Genomic DNA, 17286 nt, shown 5'->3' with positions numbered 1-17286 from the left:
TCAATGACTTTATATGCTTCGCAAGATGACAAAAAACGTGCAGCCGCAGAAGCTGCTATTCAACATCTACCAAAAGGTGGAATCTTAGGGGTGGGCACAGGCAGTACGGTCAATTTCTTGATTGATTTACTTCCAGAGTTACAACTTGAAGCCGCAGTATCGAGCTCGAAAGCCACCGAAGAACGTCTAAAAAAACTCGGCATCGAAGTGGTCGATCTCAACCATGTGGGTGGTTTGGATGCTTATGTCGATGGTGCTGATGAGATTGATCGTCATCTACATATGATCAAAGGTGGCGGTGCAGCGCTAACACGTGAAAAAATTGTGGCATCAACGGCAAAGCAGTTTATCTGTATCGTTGATGATTCAAAATGGGTGACACAGCTTGGGCGTGAATTCCCACTACCTGTCGAAGTGATTCCGATGGCACGTTCGGCAGTGGCACGAAAATTGGTCGCTCTCGGTGGTGATCCTGCATATCGTGAAGGTGTGATCACGGATAATGGTAATGTGATTTTGGATGTATTTAATCTGAATATTTTAAATCCGCTTGAACTTGAGCACACCATTAATAATATTCCAGGTGTCGTGACCAACGGTATCTTTGCACAAAATTCTGCGAGCATTGCCATTGTTGCAACGGATAATGGCATTGAAGTCAGAAAACCTGAATAATCCGAAAGCTAGTATAATGACTGTGGTCGAATGATTTTAGAACAAACTGAACAATCCAGTCCTCATTTACCTGAAATTCACATGGTCAGACATGCTCGTGCCAAGCGTCTGAAACTTGCCGTTTCAGCGCAAGGTATTCGGTTGACTGTGCCACCGAATGCAACCAAACGGCAGGTGCAAGATTTTTTAGTGCATAGTCAAAGTTGGTTGGAACAGACATGGCTAAAGCAACAGTTATTAATATCGCAAAAAGCAGAACAATCCACACAGATCGAGTTACCAACGACTTTGGATTTAAATTTTTTCCCGAAAACCATTCGTGTTGAATATCAAAGCATGTCACGAGCATTTAAGTGGTCGGAAAACGATGCACTTTTATTTATTAATGCGGATCATGCCGAGAAAGCATTAACCCAGTTTGTTTTTCAATTTGCCAAGCAGGTTTTACCCGAGCCGTTAAATTATTTTGCAAAAGTTCATCAGCGAAAGGTGAATACGGTGCGTATCAGCAAAGCAAAAACACGCTGGGGCAGTTGTAGTAGTGATCAACGTATTATGCTCCATGCAGGATTATTACTGATGCCTTTAGAGAGTGCAGAATATGTAATTTTGCATGAGCTTGCGCATACAGTACATATGCATCATCAAACTAGTTTTTGGCAACAACTTGAACAATGGTGTCCACAAGCAAAGTTGAAGCAAAAGCGATTAAAACAATATCGTTTACCGCATTGGTGGCAAGTCTAAAGATAAATATACTTTATTTCGGTATATTAAAGGTGAGAGCTTCAGATTTATCGATCTGAAGCTCCAATTAGTGGGGTGAAAATAAATATACTTTAAGTATTAACTACAACTAGAAATTTCATTTGTATCAGAGGAGATGTCATTTTCAGATGGAAATTTATTTTGACTGTATCCAGTTCTAGCATCAAGAATCACGGAATTTTGAAGTTCAAGCTGAATAAAATGAGGTCTTTGCATATCTCCTGAACCAATATTTAAAAGATAGCTACGAGTTGTATCATTAGTGCGTAATAAATTGTCACTTTGATCGCGATTGATTTGCCCGGTAATGGTTTGGCTGTTCTTAGTTAAAAGTACATCGCCTGTTGCAAGTATATCAATTTGACAATTTTGAACTTGATGTCTTCCAACCAAATATTCGATATCAGAAATGCTGCCTAGTATGTCATCTGCATTTAAACCTTGTCTGCACGGATAGATACTTGTTTCACAAAGTGCTGTACTGACAAAACCAAGCGCCGCTCGATAGTCGCCTGCACCAATCCAGCGGAATCGTACACCTGTGTCAGAATGTGCAGTATCTTGATAGTATGAGAGTTTTTCGAGTTCTGTTAGTCCTTCAGGATTTAGAATATCTTGAGAAGTTGCATCAGCATATTCTAGAGTTGCCTGTTTAAAACTTTCGCCAAAAGTAGAACGTGCCGATTCTTGCAGTTCACCGATATCTATAGGGTTGTTTTTACTCGGATCAAGATTTTTAGGTGTAGTGACTAATTTTAGGAAACTGGTGTTATCACCTTGAATAGTGCGACCATCAAGATAGCCATCACGCAAATCAATACCGATATTTTTACTTAATGCCACATAACTGTTACCACTTGTAGGGTGAGTATTATGCCAAAGTTGCATCATGCCTAAACTGATAAATACATTGAGATATGGTTTTGGATTTTTACTGTTATATTCAACGGCACGAATACTTTGACCGTAATTCATATTCGGAAAATTCGTCAAATTGAATGCTTGGTTTAATGTTTGAGTGATTTCATTATAAGAAGCATTGATATGTTTTGCTTCGATTAAGGATATGTCAGGATTCTCAAACTCTATATTACCTGAACGAACTAAAGATCGTTGATAAATAGCTTCAGAAAGCGGTGATAACGTGATGGTCAGATTGTTTCTAACTAAGTTAACAGAGTGGATCGAACTGTCAAAACTTGTATTTTTATCAGTGATAGGATCATAGACTAAGCTATTTGAGTTTGGTGAAAGTGTCACAAAAATTAGTTTATTACTGTCTTCAGTATTCACTAGAATAGGATCGGTGCTGAAGCCTGTAAAATTATTATTACTATAAATTGGTTCAGATTTGCCAATCATATAAACATTGAGAGAAGCATTTTGAACTTGCATCGGCATTAACACTTCGAAAGAAAGCTTAGTGCTATCATCGTCATCAGTCGTATTTGAGTTACTTCCTCGTGATGTACCTGAGCCTCCACCACATGCGACTAATCCCGCACAAGCAAGTGCCAACCCCATCTTGTAAAGTGATGAAAGTGTCATTACATCTTTTGTTTTTATCGAAGGCATCCGCGCACTCCATTGCTATTATGTATAAAATCCCTGAGGCTAGTATTAAAAAGTAAAAAAAACCATTCGTCTAGTCCATTCCTCGATTTTGTTTCAATCGTTTTTTTGTCATACTAGTTTATTGAGAGATGAGTCATTGAATCTCTATCAATTTTCAGGATTTTAGATTCAAATTTTCATGGTTTAAGATGGCTTGAACTAACAAAGTCGTGAAAGCGAAATCGTTAAAACTCAGTAACAAAAGTAAGGTGAGGTAAGTGCAGTGATTAATGTGGGTATTGTCGGTGGTACAGGCTATACAGGGATTGAGTTAATCCGTTTGTTGTTACAGCATCCACAAGCTCGAATCAAAATGTTGACTTCACGTACGGAAGCAGGGCTTAAAGTTGCAGATATGTTTCCAAGCCTGCGTGGTGTATTAGACTTGGCATTTAGTCCACTAGATATTGATCAACTCAAGACCTGTGATGTGGTGTTTTTTGCAACACCGCATGGGGTAGCAATGAAACACGCACAAGACTTAGTTGATGCAGGTGTGAAAGTCATCGACTTGGCAGCAGACTTTCGTTTGCAAGATTTAGCGCAATTTGAAAAATGGTACGGTATGGGACATGAATGTCCTGAGCTGTTACAGCAATCTGCTTATGGTTTATCTGAATTAAATCGTGAAAAAATCAAAAATGCGTCAGTCGTTGGTAATCCAGGTTGCTATCCAACGACCGTTCAGCTTGGTTTAGCACCACTGTTAAAGTCTGAACAAGCCTTAATTTCTTTTGAAAATATTATTGTCGATGCCAAATCAGGTGTGTCAGGTGCAGGTCGTAAAGCCAGTATGGGCATGATCTACACAGAAAATACTGACAATTTCAAAGCTTATGGTGTGGCAGGGCATCGTCATCATCCTGAGATCGTTGAAGCCTTAGAAAATATTTCAGGGCAAAAAGGTGCTTTTGATAGTCTGACTTTTGTACCGCATTTAGTCCCGATGATTCGTGGCATGCTGAGCACGATTTACGTCAATTTGACTGAGCAAGGTCAGCAAACCGATTTGCAGACTTTATTTGAGCAGTTTTATCAAAATGAAGCTTTTGTCGATGTGATGCCTGCGGGAAGTCAACCTGAAACACGCAGTGTACGTGGTGCCAATTATTTACGTATTGCATTATATCAACCAATACCAAAGCGCTTGGTGATCGTGGTTGCACAAGACAACTTAGTCAAAGGTGCATCAGGTCAGGCCATTCAAAATATGAACATTATGTTCGGTTTAGAGGAAGGTCTGGGATTGCAGTCGATCGGACTTTTACCGTAAAACTACTTTAAATGTTTGTACAAATCGGCATAATAGCGAGCAGTTTGAGTTTTAATGATTTTTGACGACATGTTAAAAGTTCTTAAAATTCAAATTGCATTAATTTGCTGACAATAGCCAAAAACTTTTCGACATTTGAGCATCTCATTGTTATGGATTATTCAGAACAAACGCCTTCAAACCCTGAAGAAAACAACAATACGCAAAATAGCACAGCACCAAAGTTGCCATTTTGGAAATCACAGTCGGCAATACTCATTGCGGCGATTTTGCTAGCAGGTGGTGGTTTTGCTTTAGGCTACGGCGTAGGACATAAGCAAGGTTTGACCGTCGTTGGTTTTGATCAAGATGCACAAGAGTTGTCAGAGATTGTTGCGAAACAAAAATCAGCTTTAGAGGCTGTGAGCGTGAGCTTAAATACCTCGACGCAAGAGCGTGACGTAGCGATCCAAAATGCAAAAGAGTTGAATGAGGCGCTCGGTCTAGCCAATCAAGATAAGGGTTATGCACAGTCACTGAGTGCAACCTATCGTGAAAAATTGCGTGAACGTGGTGGTTTGAGCTTAACCATTCAAAATATCAAAATTAAACCATTACCAAGTAATGCTTATGAGTATGTGCTTGATCTCGTTCAAGTCAGCCCAAGTAAGCGCCGTGCGGTGGGACGTGTAGAAATTCGTTTAATCGAAGGTAATGAGATTCTTACTGTGCCTTTGGAAAGCTCAAATTTTAATTTTGACAATTTTGAACGCTTAACAGGGCGATGGACGATGCCAAGTGGCTTTGCGCCACAGTTTATCGAAGTGCATTTGAAAGGTTCGGGTGATGCAGTGATTCAACGCTTTGCGTGGCGTCGTGGAGCAAAAGACGTAACTTCTTCGGCATTTTTAGGTGAAATCCCACAAGTGGCTGCTGATGCGGATTAAATTTATAAAAGCGTGTTTTCATTTCAAAAGTTAAAATAGTTTGAAATAAAATGTTTTACAATGCGGTTTTAAAAGTAGAATGTGCGAAAATTTACACAACTTGGCGTAAATAAAGCAAATTATTGGATTTAAAGAATAAGTGTTATGACCAATTTTTCACCCTCAAAAGGTCGAAAATCAACGACATTGACCAAACAAGTCATACAACAACGTTTTCAGCAAATGGGGGCGGTGGACTGGCATATGCCTCATGACCAGTGTGAACAAAAAGCGACAATAAGTATCGAAAAAAATCTTTCTCCTCTGCAAGATCAAAGCAGGGTTTTGACCAAGATGTCATTGCCAATTTTGCATGATGAAGAGCATCCTGATGATGGGCATCATGAAGCCGATGTCATGGTTGCGCCACCAGTTTTAAAGCGTCCACCGCAGTACGCTGTAGTTTTATTGAACGATGACTATACGCCAATGGACTTTGTCATCGAAATTTTACAACAATATTTTGCATTAGAACTTGACCGAGCTACCCAAGTAATGCTACAGGTACATCATGAGGGTAAAGGTATTGCAGGCATATATCCTCGAGATATTGCTGAGACCAAAGCCAATCAAGTGAATAACTATGCTCGATCACAAGGACATCCATTGCTTTGTCAGATTGAGCCACAAGAATAGAGGTCATAATCATGCTCAGTCGTCATTTAGAAGTTTCTCTCCGTTTGGCTGTAAGCATGGCTCGTCAAAAAAGGCACGAGTTTCTAACAGTTGAGCATCTTTTACTTGCATTATTGGACAATGATTCGGCTGTAAATGCGTTAAAAGCATGTGGTGGTGACATTATGTCACTGCGTAAAGAGCTTGAAGAATATATTGACTTACATACGCCAAAACTTCCTGAAGATACCGATCAAGCACCGCATCCAACAGAGAGCTTTGATCGTATTTTGCAACGCTCAATTTTTCATGTGCAATCAAGTGGCGGTGATCGTGCGGTCGAGGGCGCAGATGTATTGGTGGCAATGTATTCTGAGCGTGATGCGTTTGCGGTGTATTTACTCAAACATCAACAAATCAATCGCTTAAATCTGACTCAATATCTCTCACATGGTGCGCATAAAGAAGCCAGTGCATCTGAAGAAGAACAAGAGGAAATTGATCCTGAAAATGGTGGTAGTGCAAGTAGTGCAGGACCGTTAGAGCTTTATACTGTGAATCTCAACCAAGAAGCGCAAGCAGGTAAAACAGATCCGTTGATCGGTCGTCAAAAAGAAATTGAACGTACTGCGCAGATTCTTTGCCGTCGTCGGAAAAATAATCCGTTATTAGTTGGTGATCCAGGTGTTGGTAAAACCTCGATTGCAGAAGGTTTGGCGTGGTTGATTGTCAAAGGTCAAGCACCGAAACCACTGGCTGATGCAGAAGTCTATAGCTTAGACATCGGTGCATTGGTTGCAGGGACGAAATATCGTGGTGACTTTGAAAAGCGTTTGAAACAATTACTCAATGCGTTGAAAAAGATACCTCATGCGATTTTATTTATTGATGAAATTCATATGATCATCGGTGCAGGCTCAAGTATGGGTAGCACGATGGATGCCTCGAATTTGATCAAGCCTGCATTGGCGAATGGTTCATTACGCTGCATTGGATCGACGACCTTCCAAGAATATCGTCAAGTTTTTGAAAAAGATCATGCGCTTTCGCGTCGCTTCCAAAAAGTGGATATTGTTGAGCCAACGATTGGTGAGGCGATTGAGATTCTCAAAGGGTTAAAACCAAAATTTGAAGAATTTCACAACGTCAAATATGATGATGATGCAATCAAATCTGCTGTAGAGCTCTCTGCGAAGTATATTCATGAGCGTTTCTTACCTGATAAAGCCATCGATGTAATTGATGAGGCGGGTGCACAGCAGCGCCTTCACGCAGATGGTGAAGAAAAGCAGATTGGTCTAGCTGAGATTGAAGATATCGTGGCGAAGATTGCACGAATTCCACCGAAAACCGTATCTAAAGATGATAAGTCGGTTCTTGAGTATTTGGAACGTGATTTAAAACGTGTGGTGTTTGGTCAGGATGAGGCGATTAGTGCATTGTCTGCAGCGATTAAACTGTCACGTGCAGGACTCAAGTCACTTGATAAGCCAATTGGTAGCTTTATTTTTGCAGGTCCTACTGGTGTCGGTAAAACGGAAGTCACTCGTCAGCTTGCAAAAATCTTGGGTGTAGAGCTTATTCGTTTCGATATGTCTGAATATATGGAGCGTCACGCAGTTTCTCGCTTGATTGGTGCGCCTCCAGGCTATGTCGGCTTTGATCAAGGTGGTTTACTCACTGATTCGATCAATAAAACGCCACACTGTGTATTGCTCCTTGATGAAATCGAAAAAGCACACCCTGAAGTCTTTAATTTGTTGCTACAAGTCATGGATCATGGAACTTTGACTGATAATAATGGTCGTAAGTCTGATTTTAGAAATGTGGTGTTGGTGATGACCACCAATATCGGTGCGGAAAGTATTACGCGCACCAGTATTGGTTTCACTGAACAAGATAATAGTGCGGACAACCAAGAGGCGATGAAACGTGCCTTTACCCCTGAATTCCGTAACCGTTTAGATGGTGTGATTCAGTTTAAAGCATTGCCAACGACTGTGATTGATTCGGTAGTTGATAAGTTCTTGACTGAGCTCCAAGCGCAACTTGATGATAAGAAAGTGGTGCTCGAAGTCGATCAAGATGCACGAGATTGGCTCGCTGAACAAGGTTATGACCGCATAATGGGCGCTCGTCCTATGCAACGCCTCATCCAAGATCAGCTGAAAAAACCTTTGGCAGAAATGATTCTGTTTGGTGCACTGGTCGATGGTGGTACGGTAAGTGTGAGCGTACATGGCAAAGACAGTGATAAAGATGGTTTAAAATTGGAAGTGATCGAAGATCATAGTCCAGAGCCAGCTTAAAGACTGAAAGGTAAAAATTTAACATTACAAGGTTAACCACTTTGTAGTGTAAAAAGCAGAGCACAGGCTTTCGAGTTTGTGCTTTTTTTCATAATGGTTTTGAATGAGAAAGATATCATCGTGGACTATGTAAAGTTGCTCAGCACATTTGTCTTATTTGTCTGCACGGCGATTGCTGAAATCGTTGGTTGTTATCTACCTTATTTGATTTTGCGTGAGCAAAAATCGTGGTGGCTGTGGTTACCAACCATTTTTAGCTTGGCGATCTTCGTTTGGCTTTTGAGCTTGCATCCAACAGCAAGTGGTCGAGTCTACGCAGCTTATGGTGGGATCTATGTGGCGATGGCGTTGATATGGCTACGTTATGTCGATCAAATTCCACTCACATGGTGGGATATCTCTGGTGGTTTAGTCGTGGTTTGCGGTGCGTTGATCATCATCTTGCAACCAAGTGCGTTTATTCGCTAATTTATATTCCTGTTTTAAACTCATTTAAGCCATTCCAAAATGCAAACTTCAAAACATCAAGCAATTCATCTCCGAAACATGCAACACACTGATATCAATGCAGTGTGTGCGATCGAACAGCAAGTTCAATTTCATCCGTGGACTGCAACTCAGTTCGCCGATAGTGTTGAGCGTTACCAATCGACAGTGGTCGAGCAAGATGGAAAAATTCTTGGTTTTTGTATCATGCAAAAAGTCTTAGATGAGGCGAATTTACTTTTGATGGCGATTGACCCGAAGTATCAAGGGCAGGGCTTAGGTACAACAATGTTAAATGATGCGATCACTCGATTAGGTTCGGCATGTGTACAAATTTTTTTAGAGGTTCGGGAAAGTAATCTTTCTGCGATTGCGCTGTATGAAAAAGTGGGATTTCATCAGATTGATCTACGGAAAAATTATTATCCTGCGCCAAATCATCAAAAAGAACATGCCGTAATCATGGTGAATATGCTAAATGAAGATGCTTTCCAATTTGGTCAATAAATCGGTATTTCAGAATAATAATTTGAAATCAATCACTAAAAACATCTTCAAAGATCATGAATTGTAATTTAAGATATGCAAAACTGTAGTTGATCAGAAAAACTCATTATCAATTTGTTATGTGAGCGCCTTTTCGCATTGTCAAATTAAAATAACCACTTACACTATACAGTCGGATTTTGTAGTGTGTTGCTCGTCATTGTATTGTACGAAATATTTTTGAAATATATAGGGCAAAGGTCTTATATGGAAATGTTTTGCAGTTGAATATAGTACGGGAACATATTACGAAAATATGGTACGGAAATACAGCAATGACCTGTGAGCTGAGAAAGATGGTCTAGTTTAATATGATCTTGGTTAAATTTGAAAACATCAATCAACTTAGCTGAGAAAGCTTTACATTGAATAGTCTTAAAACTAGACAATCATGAAAATAGCACTGATGTGTAAATCATACTGAATTTCAACAGGCAGAAATTGTAAATAAGACTATGTACGAGATTAAATCCACGCCGTTCTTCTTACAGAATTTTAAAAATAATCTGATTGCAGGAATGTGGCTATTTATTGGCTCTCGTCGTAGCTTGGCTTGGGTCGCACCGACACCATTGCAGTTGTTGTTTTGGGTGATCGCAGGCTGTGTGGCGAACTCGCTGTTTAGTTGGATCATCGCCGATGGGCAAGGACATTTTAATCCACAGGGGCTGATTAGCTATTTATTGTGGCCGTTCTTGGCGTTGATTGTCGGTATCTTCTTATCACAGCGTACCGAATTGCAACGCATCATGTTGGTTCCTGCGTTGCTATGGTTGATTTTAGATGTGCATGTCGCTTTATTGCAGAGCTTTTTGCAATATTTAGGGACATTGGATCTGTTGCCATATTTCACTTATAGTTTTTTACCGCAGTTGTTTTTAGCGCTTTTCGTATGGCAAAGTTTGGCTGTGGTGTGGGTACTTGCGCGGACTTTGAAATGGCCGTGGTGGGAACTATTGCTGATCATGTTTGCCACGTTATTTACAATGGTGGTATGGCAGTCTTCTGTGAAAAGTCAGCCGATTTGGAAAATTGCCGAAGTACAACCGAGCATCTCTGAAAAAGCCTTATATGCTCAATCAGAACTGCTAACCCAAGCTTTGCAAAACCTACAACCAAGTAACTTTGTCGATGCCCAGTGGTATTTTCTCGGTGTTGCAGGTGCAGGTTATCAAGATGTTTTCCGCTCAGAAGTGGAGCGCATTAAAGAGCAGTTTGATACCCGATTCGGTACATTTGGACGTTCGATCGCATTGGTCAATAACGATCAAAGTGCCGAGCAATTGCCAATGGCGACACCAACCAGTATTTCCCGTGCGCTTGCTCGCATTGGTGGCGTGATGAACCGCGAAAATGATGTGCTATTCCTGTACATGACCTCACACGGTTTGGTCAATGAGTTTGAGCTTGCCAATGCGCCGATTGCGATGGATTCGATCAATCCAAAATGGCTTCGTGAAACATTGGATAACTCGGGTATTCGATGGCGTGTGATCGTGATCTCGGCGTGCTATTCGGGGAGTTTTGTTCCTGCGCTACAATCTCCTGATACATTGATTATCACTGCGTCGGCTGCCGATAAAAGCTCATTTGGTTGCAGTAATGAAGCAGATTATACCTATTTTGGTCGAGCTTTCTTTGATGAAGCAATGCGTGAGCAAACCGATCTCAAAGCAGCATTTGATCAAGCTAAAGCGACAGTGGGTAAATGGGAAGCTGCACAAGGCTTTGAACCGTCAGAACCGCAGTGGGTGATTGGTGATAACATCAAACTAATGATGCCTCAGTTAGAACAACGTCTGTTCCCGAAAAATGCAGTGACTTTACCTAAGCAAGAAGGCGTTTTCCTGCCATTACGCCAAAACAAATCAACGCATTAATTTGTTTCATATTAGCTTTTCAAAGTTAAATTTCTTAACAGTGAAATGGTCAATTTTCGGTTTAAACTGAACTTGTTTAACACACGATTTTAAAAAATTAGTTTAAGAAATTAGTTTGAATGATTGAAATGTCGCTTTAGCTATGGAGAACGCCGTGTCTGCTATTGAATTATTACAAAAACATCACTGCTTTGCAGGTGAGCAACGCTTTTATAGGCATCATGCAAAGAGTCTACAATGTGACATGAAGTTCGGGGTATATCTTCCAGAAAAGGCATTGAAAGGTCAGGATTGTACCGCAGTGATTTATCTTGCAGGATTGACTTGTACCGAAGAAACTTTTGCCATCAAAGCACATGCGCAACAGCTCGCAAATGAATTAGATTTGATACTGATCACACCTGGTACCTCCCCTCGGGGTGAAGATGTCATGGATGATGCACATTGGGATTTGGGGCAGGGTGCGGGATTTTATGTGAATGCAACACAGCCATTGTGGGCGAAGCATTATCAGATGCAGACTTACATTGCCGATGAGTTATATCAACTCATTGTAGATAACTTTCCGATTGCGACAAACCAAGATGTGAAATATAAAATTGGCTTAATGGGGCACAGCATGGGAGGTCATGGTGCATTGAGTTTGGCGTTTAAGTTTCCTGAAAAGTTTCAATCTGTATCGGCTTTTGCACCGATCTGCGCGCCAAGTATTTGTCCGTGGGGTGAAAAAGCATTTAGTCATTATTTGGGCATGGATCAACAAGCGTGGTTTGCACATGATAGTTCGCACTTGATCATTGAACGTGGTAAACAATTTCCAAATATCTTAGTCGATCAAGGTTTAGATGATCAGTTTTATTCACAGCTTCACCCTGAAAAACTGCAACAAGCATGTGATCAGGTCGGACAAAATCTAACGCTTCGATTCCATGAAGGCTTTGATCATGGTTATTATTTTATTCAAAGCTTTATTGCTGATCATTTACGACATCATGCAGAGCAATTACATGGTGTTTGATCGGTTATGCTGACTTGAATATTGAATTGAATGTTGAGTAAGTTGTCATAATAATTTTATCGAATTGATTAAAAATTACAGTATAGTACCTACTTTAGCCGACTTCTCCGAATAGGTTTTATTTGGAGGTGAAAAGGTATTTAAAAATCGTTGCAGATTTGCAGTGAACAACTTATCGCAAGCTTTCAGTAGATATTAAAATTTATGAATAATGACAATCAACCACCAGTAGAACCACAGTCTGGGGACAGTGGAGCCGTTGGTAGCACCAATGCTTCTGATCAAAATTCCACTCATCTAAGTGGTACAAACTCAAGTTCTACAAATTCCAGTACTACGAACTCGAATACATCTCATACAGATGCTTCCAACGTGGACAGTGGCAGTGTAGCTAGCTCTAATGAAGTCAGCTCTAATTTAGCCACTACCAATGTAGCTAGTCCGACTAATGCACCTGCGTGGAGTGCGGTCGCTTCTGAGCCGACAATGCAAGAGATTCATCAAACATGGCGTTTCGGTTTTAAGGGTAATGGGACGGAATACTTTAAGATTTGGATTAGTAATTTATTTCTGACCATTATTACACTGACGTTGTATGCGCCGTGGGCAAAAGTACGTCGTCTACGTTATTTCTATGGCAATACGTATTTGAAAAATCGTAAGTTTGACTTTACAGGGATTCCGTCACGTATCTTGGTCGGACGATTAATTGCATTAGGTGCGTACGGTATTTTTCTAGCATCGAGCTATGTGTCACTAGAGGCGAATGCGATTTTGACTATTGCATTTTTACTGGTGATTCCGTGGTTGATCCGTTCGAGTCTGCGTTTCCATGCGCGTAATAGTAAGTATGAAAATAGCCGTTTCCATTTTTCTGCGGATATGAAACGCACTTATCTCATGGCACTAGGCTGTTGGTTAATTACAGTATTTTCACTGGGTTTATTATTCCCAATCGCTTTGCTGTGGTTTAAGCGCTATCAAATGGACCACCTCTATATCGGACAGCTCAAGTTTCGCTTAACTGCCGATGCAGGAGATTTCTTCGCTGCAGTGATGTTGCCGATGTTGATGTTTATGGGTGCAATACTCGGTGCGGGTGTATTGATTGCAGTGGGTTATTTTGCAGGCATTGCACCTGAGTTGATGATGATCCTGGCCGCAGGTTTATACCTCATGGCGGTATTCTTTCTTGCACCATTGATACAAGGTTATTTATTTAAAGCGACTTGGTCACATGTACAGATCGGTGATAGCCAGATGAAAACGGATGTCAGTCCGTGGAAGTTTGCATGGATTCAGATGACCAATAGTTTTGCGATTCTATTTTCAGTGGGCTTGATGTATGCGTGGGCGCAGGTACGGATTTACCGTTATAAGATCGAGTCTTTAAGTGTGGTGTTTTATGATGATCCATCGGAACTCATGAATAAAGCGCAAGAAGATTACAATGCGATCGGTGAAGAGCTGGCGGATATTTTTGATATCGACATTTCTTTGTAATCGTCGTCGTTACTTCGATATAAATGCTTTTAAGGTGTAGCGCAATTTATGCAATCAATCGCAATTAAATTTTATGATGGTATCGTCAACCGTGGCTATGATGCGACTTTACGTGCACATGCTAGCGGTGCCATCGTTGAATATACGGATGCTCAAAATACCCATCAGCAGAAGCTCTATCACTATGACGATATGATCTATATCGGACCAATTGGTGTGGTTCTGCCTGCGATTGAATTGCCACATGATGCACGAATAGAGTTTCTCGATAATCATGTGCCAGATTGGCTTGATCTCAAGGCAAAGGAGAATGCACATCGAGTCCATGCGATCGAATCCAGTTGGCGATGGATTGCATTAAGTTTGGTTGTGACGGTTGCAGTGGTGTTTGCAACTTACCGTTGGGGTATTCCGATGGCGTCGCATGCGATTGCACAGCAGATGCCTCAAGATGCGTTAAAGCGTATTGGTGGTGAAGCGGAAGAATATCTGATTGATGTGACTGAAAAAAGTAAGATCACGGCAACACGTCAAAAACAAATTCGGACAATGTATCAAAAGCAAATCCAAGCTAAAGTGCCTGCAAAAATTATCTTCCGTGAAGGTGGTGAATATATTGGGGCGAATGCATTAGCGATTCCAAATGGAACGATTATGCTCACTGACGAGTTGGTCGAATTGGCTGAGAATGATCAAGAACTCCTTGCAGTGCTTGCACATGAGCAAGGGCATTTGGATCAGCGACATAGCTTGGAGCAGGGCTTACAAAGTTTAGGTATTTCGATTTTGTATGTGTCGATCACAGGTGATGCTTCTGATCTGTTTGGAAGTTTGCCTTTGGCTGTGGTGTCTGCGCAATATTCGCAGAAGTTTGAACTTAAAGCCGATCAATATGCGATTGATGAGTTAAAACGTCAGGGCATTTCTCCGAAATATTTGGCAGATTTTCTCAAGCGTTTAAGCGATGAAATTGAAGAAGAAGCGGATGCAGACGCTACAGACTTTATGCAAAGTCATCCCGCAACTGCAAAGCGCATTGCACAGGTAGAAGCACAGCTTTAGTTTGAGGCTGACTTAACTATATTTCTATGGAATGATTGGTTTCATCAGATCATTCCATTTTTAATTTGGTCGAAAATACAAAGCCTAGCTCTGCTATAATGCGTCCACATTTAGCCAACTGACATTCAGGTGAATCATGTCTAAGCCATATCTTATTGCCCCATCTATTCTTTCTGCCGACTTTGCTCGCTTGGGCGAGGATGTAGAACGTGTACTGGAGGCAGGTGCGGATGTGGTGCATTTTGATGTGATGGACAATCACTATGTACCGAATTTGACCTTTGGAGCAGGTGTCTGCAAAGCCTTAAAAAATTATGGTATCAAAGCGCCGATTGATGTGCATCTGATGGTGTCGCCAGTGGATCGCATGATTGGTGATTTCTTAGAAGCGGGTGCGGATATTATTACCTTTCATCCTGAAGCCTCGGATCATATCGACCGTTCATTGCAATTGATCAAATCAGGCGGTGCAAAAGCAGGTCTTGTGTTTAATCCTGCAACGCCTTTGCATTATTTGGATTATGTCTTAGATAAAGTCGATCAAATCCTATTGATGAGTGTCAACCCTGGTTTTGGTGGTCAGAAATTTATTCCAACCACGTTGGATAAACTGCGCCAAGCACGTCAAATCATTGATGCCAGTGGTCGTGATATCAATCTTGAAGTCGATGGTGGTGTTACACCTGCCAATATCCGTGAAATCGCTGAAGCGGGTGCGGATATGTTTGTGGCGGGCTCTGCGATCTTTAGCAAGCCTGATTACAAGCAAGTGATTGATCAGATGCGGAGTGAGCTTGGTAAGGTTGGCAATCGCACTGTATAAGTCATTGCATTTGCATTTCAGTTAATTTGCGTTAGTATCGTTAAAAATTTAAATCATTTAATGGGAGCTTCTAAAAAACCAAGCGAGTAGCGTAAATTTCAAGGCGCCCCTCGCACAGCAACCGCAGTGTACGGTTAAGTACATGAGGATTGCGAGCAAGGCGTAACGCAGAAATTTGCCTATGTAGATGGTTTTTCGAAGCTTCCTAATTAAGTAAGTAGGAACAATATGGCAATCAAATCTGATCGTTGGATTCGTGAAATGAGTGAGCAACATGGCATGATCGAGCCGTATGCTTCAGGTCAGATTCGTTATGATGAGCATGGCGAAAAGTTGATTTCCTATGGCGTATCGAGCTATGGCTACGACGTGCGCTGTGCACGTGAATTCAAAGTATTTACCAATGTGCATTCTGCGATTGTCGATCCGAAAAATTTCGATGATAAAAGTTTTATTGATATTGAGTCTGACGTTTGTATCATTCCGCCAAACTCTTTTGCACTGGCACGTACTGTCGAATATTTTCGTATTCCACGTAATGTATTGACCATTTGCTTGGGTAAATCGACCTATGCACGCTGTGGCATTATCGTTAATGTCACGCCACTTGAACCTGAATGGGAAGGTCATGTGACACTCGAATTTTCTAATACGACGAATCTGCCTGCACGAATCTATGCGGGTGAAGGCGTGGCACAGATGTTATTCTTTGAAAGTGATGAAGTCTGCGAAACCTCATACAAAGACCGTGGTGGAAAATATCAAGGTCAAACAGGTGTGACTTTGCCGAAGGCATAAGTATTTCACTTGAATAAAAAAATGCGAGTATCGGAAGAAGATGCTCGCATTTTTTATGGAAAAACTATTTTGTCGAATTGGGTTTAAGTAAAACGACGTGGCATCTTCTGTCCATCGATATGCGGACTATCAGCACGCTCTAATGCACGATGTAACCATTTTTCCGCAAGTTCAACGGCTTTTTCCAATGAGTCATTCAGCGCCAATCGCCCTGCGATAAAGCTCGCCAATGAACAACCTGAACCATGAAATTCACCGTCGATGCGTGGCATTTCACTTTCATAGACTAATTCACCTGCGACATATAAGCGGTTGATGATCATATCGGCAGGCAGTTTCTCATGTCCGCCTTTGACTAAAACGGCTTTTGCACCCAGTTCAAAAATCCGTTGCGTGGCATCGGTCAAATCCTCACAACCTGTCAATGCACGAAGCTCAACCGTATTTGGCGTAATCACTGTTGCACGTGGAATCAGCACCTTAAATGCTTCAACTAAGGTTGGTAGGTCACCCAAACTGCCACCACTATTCGCCACTAATACAGGATCAAGCACATATTTTAAATCATTATGTTGATCTAAAAACTCAGCTAAAGCAGCGATATTATCTGTGGTACCGAGCATGCCTGATTTCACGGTATTAATGGGTAAATCATCAATCACTGCATTGGCTTGGGCGAGAAGTAAATCTTTTGAAGTCGCTTCGAATCCAAAGACATTTTGCGAGTTTTGAATGGTCAGCGCTGTGCATGCAATCGCCGCATGTGCACCGCTTAGTCCGATGGCTTCGATGTCAGCTTGCAAGCCTGCTCCACCAGAAGGGTCTAATCCTGAAAAACATAATACGGTTGGGCGCACAGACATTTCCTTTGATTGCAAATGAAGATTCAATACATGACATTCTAGCAAGGGCATTGTTAAAATTCATCTTGAACGACATGAAGTGATAAAT

Annotated in this window: 16 protein-coding genes; 14 read left to right on the top strand and 2 right to left on the bottom strand. The window is 41.2% G+C overall.

All coding sequences use genetic code 11. The features are described 5' to 3' along the window. Positions 1–3: 3 nt before the first annotated feature. Together rpiA and MKI79_RS09220 are read left to right on the top strand one after the other, a co-directional pair. Positions 4–675 carry a ribose-5-phosphate isomerase RpiA gene (gene rpiA / locus MKI79_RS09225; RefSeq protein WP_241572501.1) on the top strand — a complete coding sequence of 224 codons (672 nt, stop codon included), beginning with the start codon at positions 4–6 and terminating at the stop codon, positions 673–675. A gap of 30 nt (positions 676–705) precedes the next feature. Beyond that, a complete protein-coding gene (locus MKI79_RS09220) occupies positions 706–1422 on the top strand; it encodes a M48 family metallopeptidase (protein ID WP_241572497.1) in 717 nt (238 codons plus the stop codon). Positions 1423–1521: 99 nt separating this feature from the next. Here MKI79_RS09220 and MKI79_RS09215 read toward each other — a convergent pair whose 3' ends face one another. Further along, on the bottom strand, positions 1522–3018 hold the full coding sequence (locus MKI79_RS09215; protein WP_241572494.1) for a hypothetical protein: 1497 nt from the start codon (positions 3016–3018) through the stop codon (positions 1522–1524). 262 nt (positions 3019–3280) lie between these two features. Here MKI79_RS09215 and argC point away from each other — a divergent pair, with 262 nt between their 5' ends. From argC to dcd, 12 genes are all read left to right on the top strand, one after another. Further along, positions 3281–4330, top strand: coding sequence for an N-acetyl-gamma-glutamyl-phosphate reductase (gene argC / locus MKI79_RS09210; RefSeq protein WP_241572492.1), 1050 nt, complete (start codon positions 3281–3283; stop codon positions 4328–4330). A 152-nt stretch (positions 4331–4482) separates the two neighbouring features. Continuing rightward, a complete protein-coding gene (locus tag MKI79_RS09205; protein WP_241572490.1) occupies positions 4483–5256 on the top strand; it encodes a DUF6776 family protein in 774 nt (257 codons plus the stop codon). A gap of 144 nt (positions 5257–5400) precedes the next feature. Beyond that, the gene (gene clpS / locus MKI79_RS11755) at positions 5401–5931 is read left to right on the top strand and encodes an ATP-dependent Clp protease adapter ClpS (protein WP_407651618.1); all 531 of its coding nucleotides are present in this window, start codon (positions 5401–5403) and stop codon (positions 5929–5931) included. A gap of 11 nt (positions 5932–5942) precedes the next feature. Continuing rightward, positions 5943–8219: an ATP-dependent Clp protease ATP-binding subunit ClpA gene (gene clpA, locus MKI79_RS09195; RefSeq protein WP_241572488.1), complete on the top strand. Its 2277-nt coding sequence runs from the start codon at positions 5943–5945 to the stop codon at positions 8217–8219. A gap of 120 nt (positions 8220–8339) precedes the next feature. Then, the gene (locus tag MKI79_RS09190) at positions 8340–8687 is read left to right on the top strand and encodes a YnfA family protein (RefSeq protein WP_407651617.1); all 348 of its coding nucleotides are present in this window, start codon (positions 8340–8342) and stop codon (positions 8685–8687) included. 78 nt (positions 8688–8765) lie between these two features. Next, positions 8766–9212, top strand: a complete 447-nt coding sequence (gene rimI / locus MKI79_RS09185; RefSeq protein WP_241572484.1) for a ribosomal protein S18-alanine N-acetyltransferase — start codon at positions 8766–8768, stop codon at positions 9210–9212. A gap of 494 nt (positions 9213–9706) precedes the next feature. Next, positions 9707–11131 (top strand): C13 family peptidase, encoded by a 1425-nt coding sequence (locus MKI79_RS09180; protein WP_241572478.1) that lies wholly within the window; start codon positions 9707–9709, stop codon positions 11129–11131. A 163-nt stretch (positions 11132–11294) separates the two neighbouring features. Then, complete coding sequence (gene fghA / locus MKI79_RS09175; protein WP_241572588.1) at positions 11295–12149, top strand: S-formylglutathione hydrolase; 855 nt, start codon at positions 11295–11297, stop codon at positions 12147–12149. Between the two features lie 204 nt (positions 12150–12353). After that, positions 12354–13652, top strand: coding sequence for a YjgN family protein (locus MKI79_RS09170; protein ID WP_241572476.1), 1299 nt, complete (start codon positions 12354–12356; stop codon positions 13650–13652). Positions 13653–13700: 48 nt separating this feature from the next. Beyond that, on the top strand, positions 13701–14714 hold the full coding sequence (locus tag MKI79_RS09165) for a M48 family metallopeptidase (protein ID WP_241572474.1): 1014 nt from the start codon (positions 13701–13703) through the stop codon (positions 14712–14714). Positions 14715–14850: 136 nt separating this feature from the next. Then, complete coding sequence (gene rpe, locus MKI79_RS09160) at positions 14851–15537, top strand: ribulose-phosphate 3-epimerase (protein WP_241572470.1); 687 nt, start codon at positions 14851–14853, stop codon at positions 15535–15537. A gap of 228 nt (positions 15538–15765) precedes the next feature. Next, positions 15766–16335, top strand: a complete 570-nt coding sequence (dcd, locus tag MKI79_RS09155) for a dCTP deaminase (RefSeq protein ID WP_092617896.1) — start codon at positions 15766–15768, stop codon at positions 16333–16335. Between the two features lie 83 nt (positions 16336–16418). Here dcd and MKI79_RS09150 read toward each other — a convergent pair whose 3' ends face one another. Further along, positions 16419–17192 (bottom strand): hydroxymethylpyrimidine/phosphomethylpyrimidine kinase, encoded by a 774-nt coding sequence (locus MKI79_RS09150; RefSeq protein ID WP_241572459.1) that lies wholly within the window; start codon positions 17190–17192, stop codon positions 16419–16421. Between the last annotated feature and the right edge of the window lie 94 nt (positions 17193–17286).

This window comes from Acinetobacter sedimenti (assembly GCF_022601685.1).
GTDB classification, from domain to species: Bacteria; Pseudomonadota; Gammaproteobacteria; order Pseudomonadales; family Moraxellaceae; genus Acinetobacter; species Acinetobacter sedimenti.
The sequence above is the reverse complement of the archived record's forward strand: the minus strand, read 5'-3'. Positions and strand labels throughout refer to the sequence as shown.

Coding starts and splice junctions, on each gene's coding strand:
- rpiA (WP_241572501.1), top strand. CDS start 4: ATGACTTTATATGCTTCGCAAGATGACAAAAAACGTGCAGCCGCAGAA.
- MKI79_RS09220 (WP_241572497.1), top strand. CDS start 706: ATGATTTTAGAACAAACTGAACAATCCAGTCCTCATTTACCTGAAATT.
- MKI79_RS09215 (WP_241572494.1), bottom strand. CDS start 3,018: ATGCCTTCGATAAAAACAAAAGATGTAATGACACTTTCATCACTTTAC.
- MKI79_RS09205 (WP_241572490.1), top strand. CDS start 4,483: ATGGATTATTCAGAACAAACGCCTTCAAACCCTGAAGAAAACAACAAT.
- clpS (WP_407651618.1), top strand. CDS start 5,401: ATGACCAATTTTTCACCCTCAAAAGGTCGAAAATCAACGACATTGACC.
- clpA (WP_241572488.1), top strand. CDS start 5,943: ATGCTCAGTCGTCATTTAGAAGTTTCTCTCCGTTTGGCTGTAAGCATG.
- rimI (WP_241572484.1), top strand. CDS start 8,766: ATGCAACACACTGATATCAATGCAGTGTGTGCGATCGAACAGCAAGTT.
- MKI79_RS09180 (WP_241572478.1), top strand. CDS start 9,707: ATGTACGAGATTAAATCCACGCCGTTCTTCTTACAGAATTTTAAAAAT.
- MKI79_RS09170 (WP_241572476.1), top strand. CDS start 12,354: ATGAATAATGACAATCAACCACCAGTAGAACCACAGTCTGGGGACAGT.
- MKI79_RS09165 (WP_241572474.1), top strand. CDS start 13,701: ATGCAATCAATCGCAATTAAATTTTATGATGGTATCGTCAACCGTGGC.
- rpe (WP_241572470.1), top strand. CDS start 14,851: ATGTCTAAGCCATATCTTATTGCCCCATCTATTCTTTCTGCCGACTTT.
- dcd (WP_092617896.1), top strand. CDS start 15,766: ATGGCAATCAAATCTGATCGTTGGATTCGTGAAATGAGTGAGCAACAT.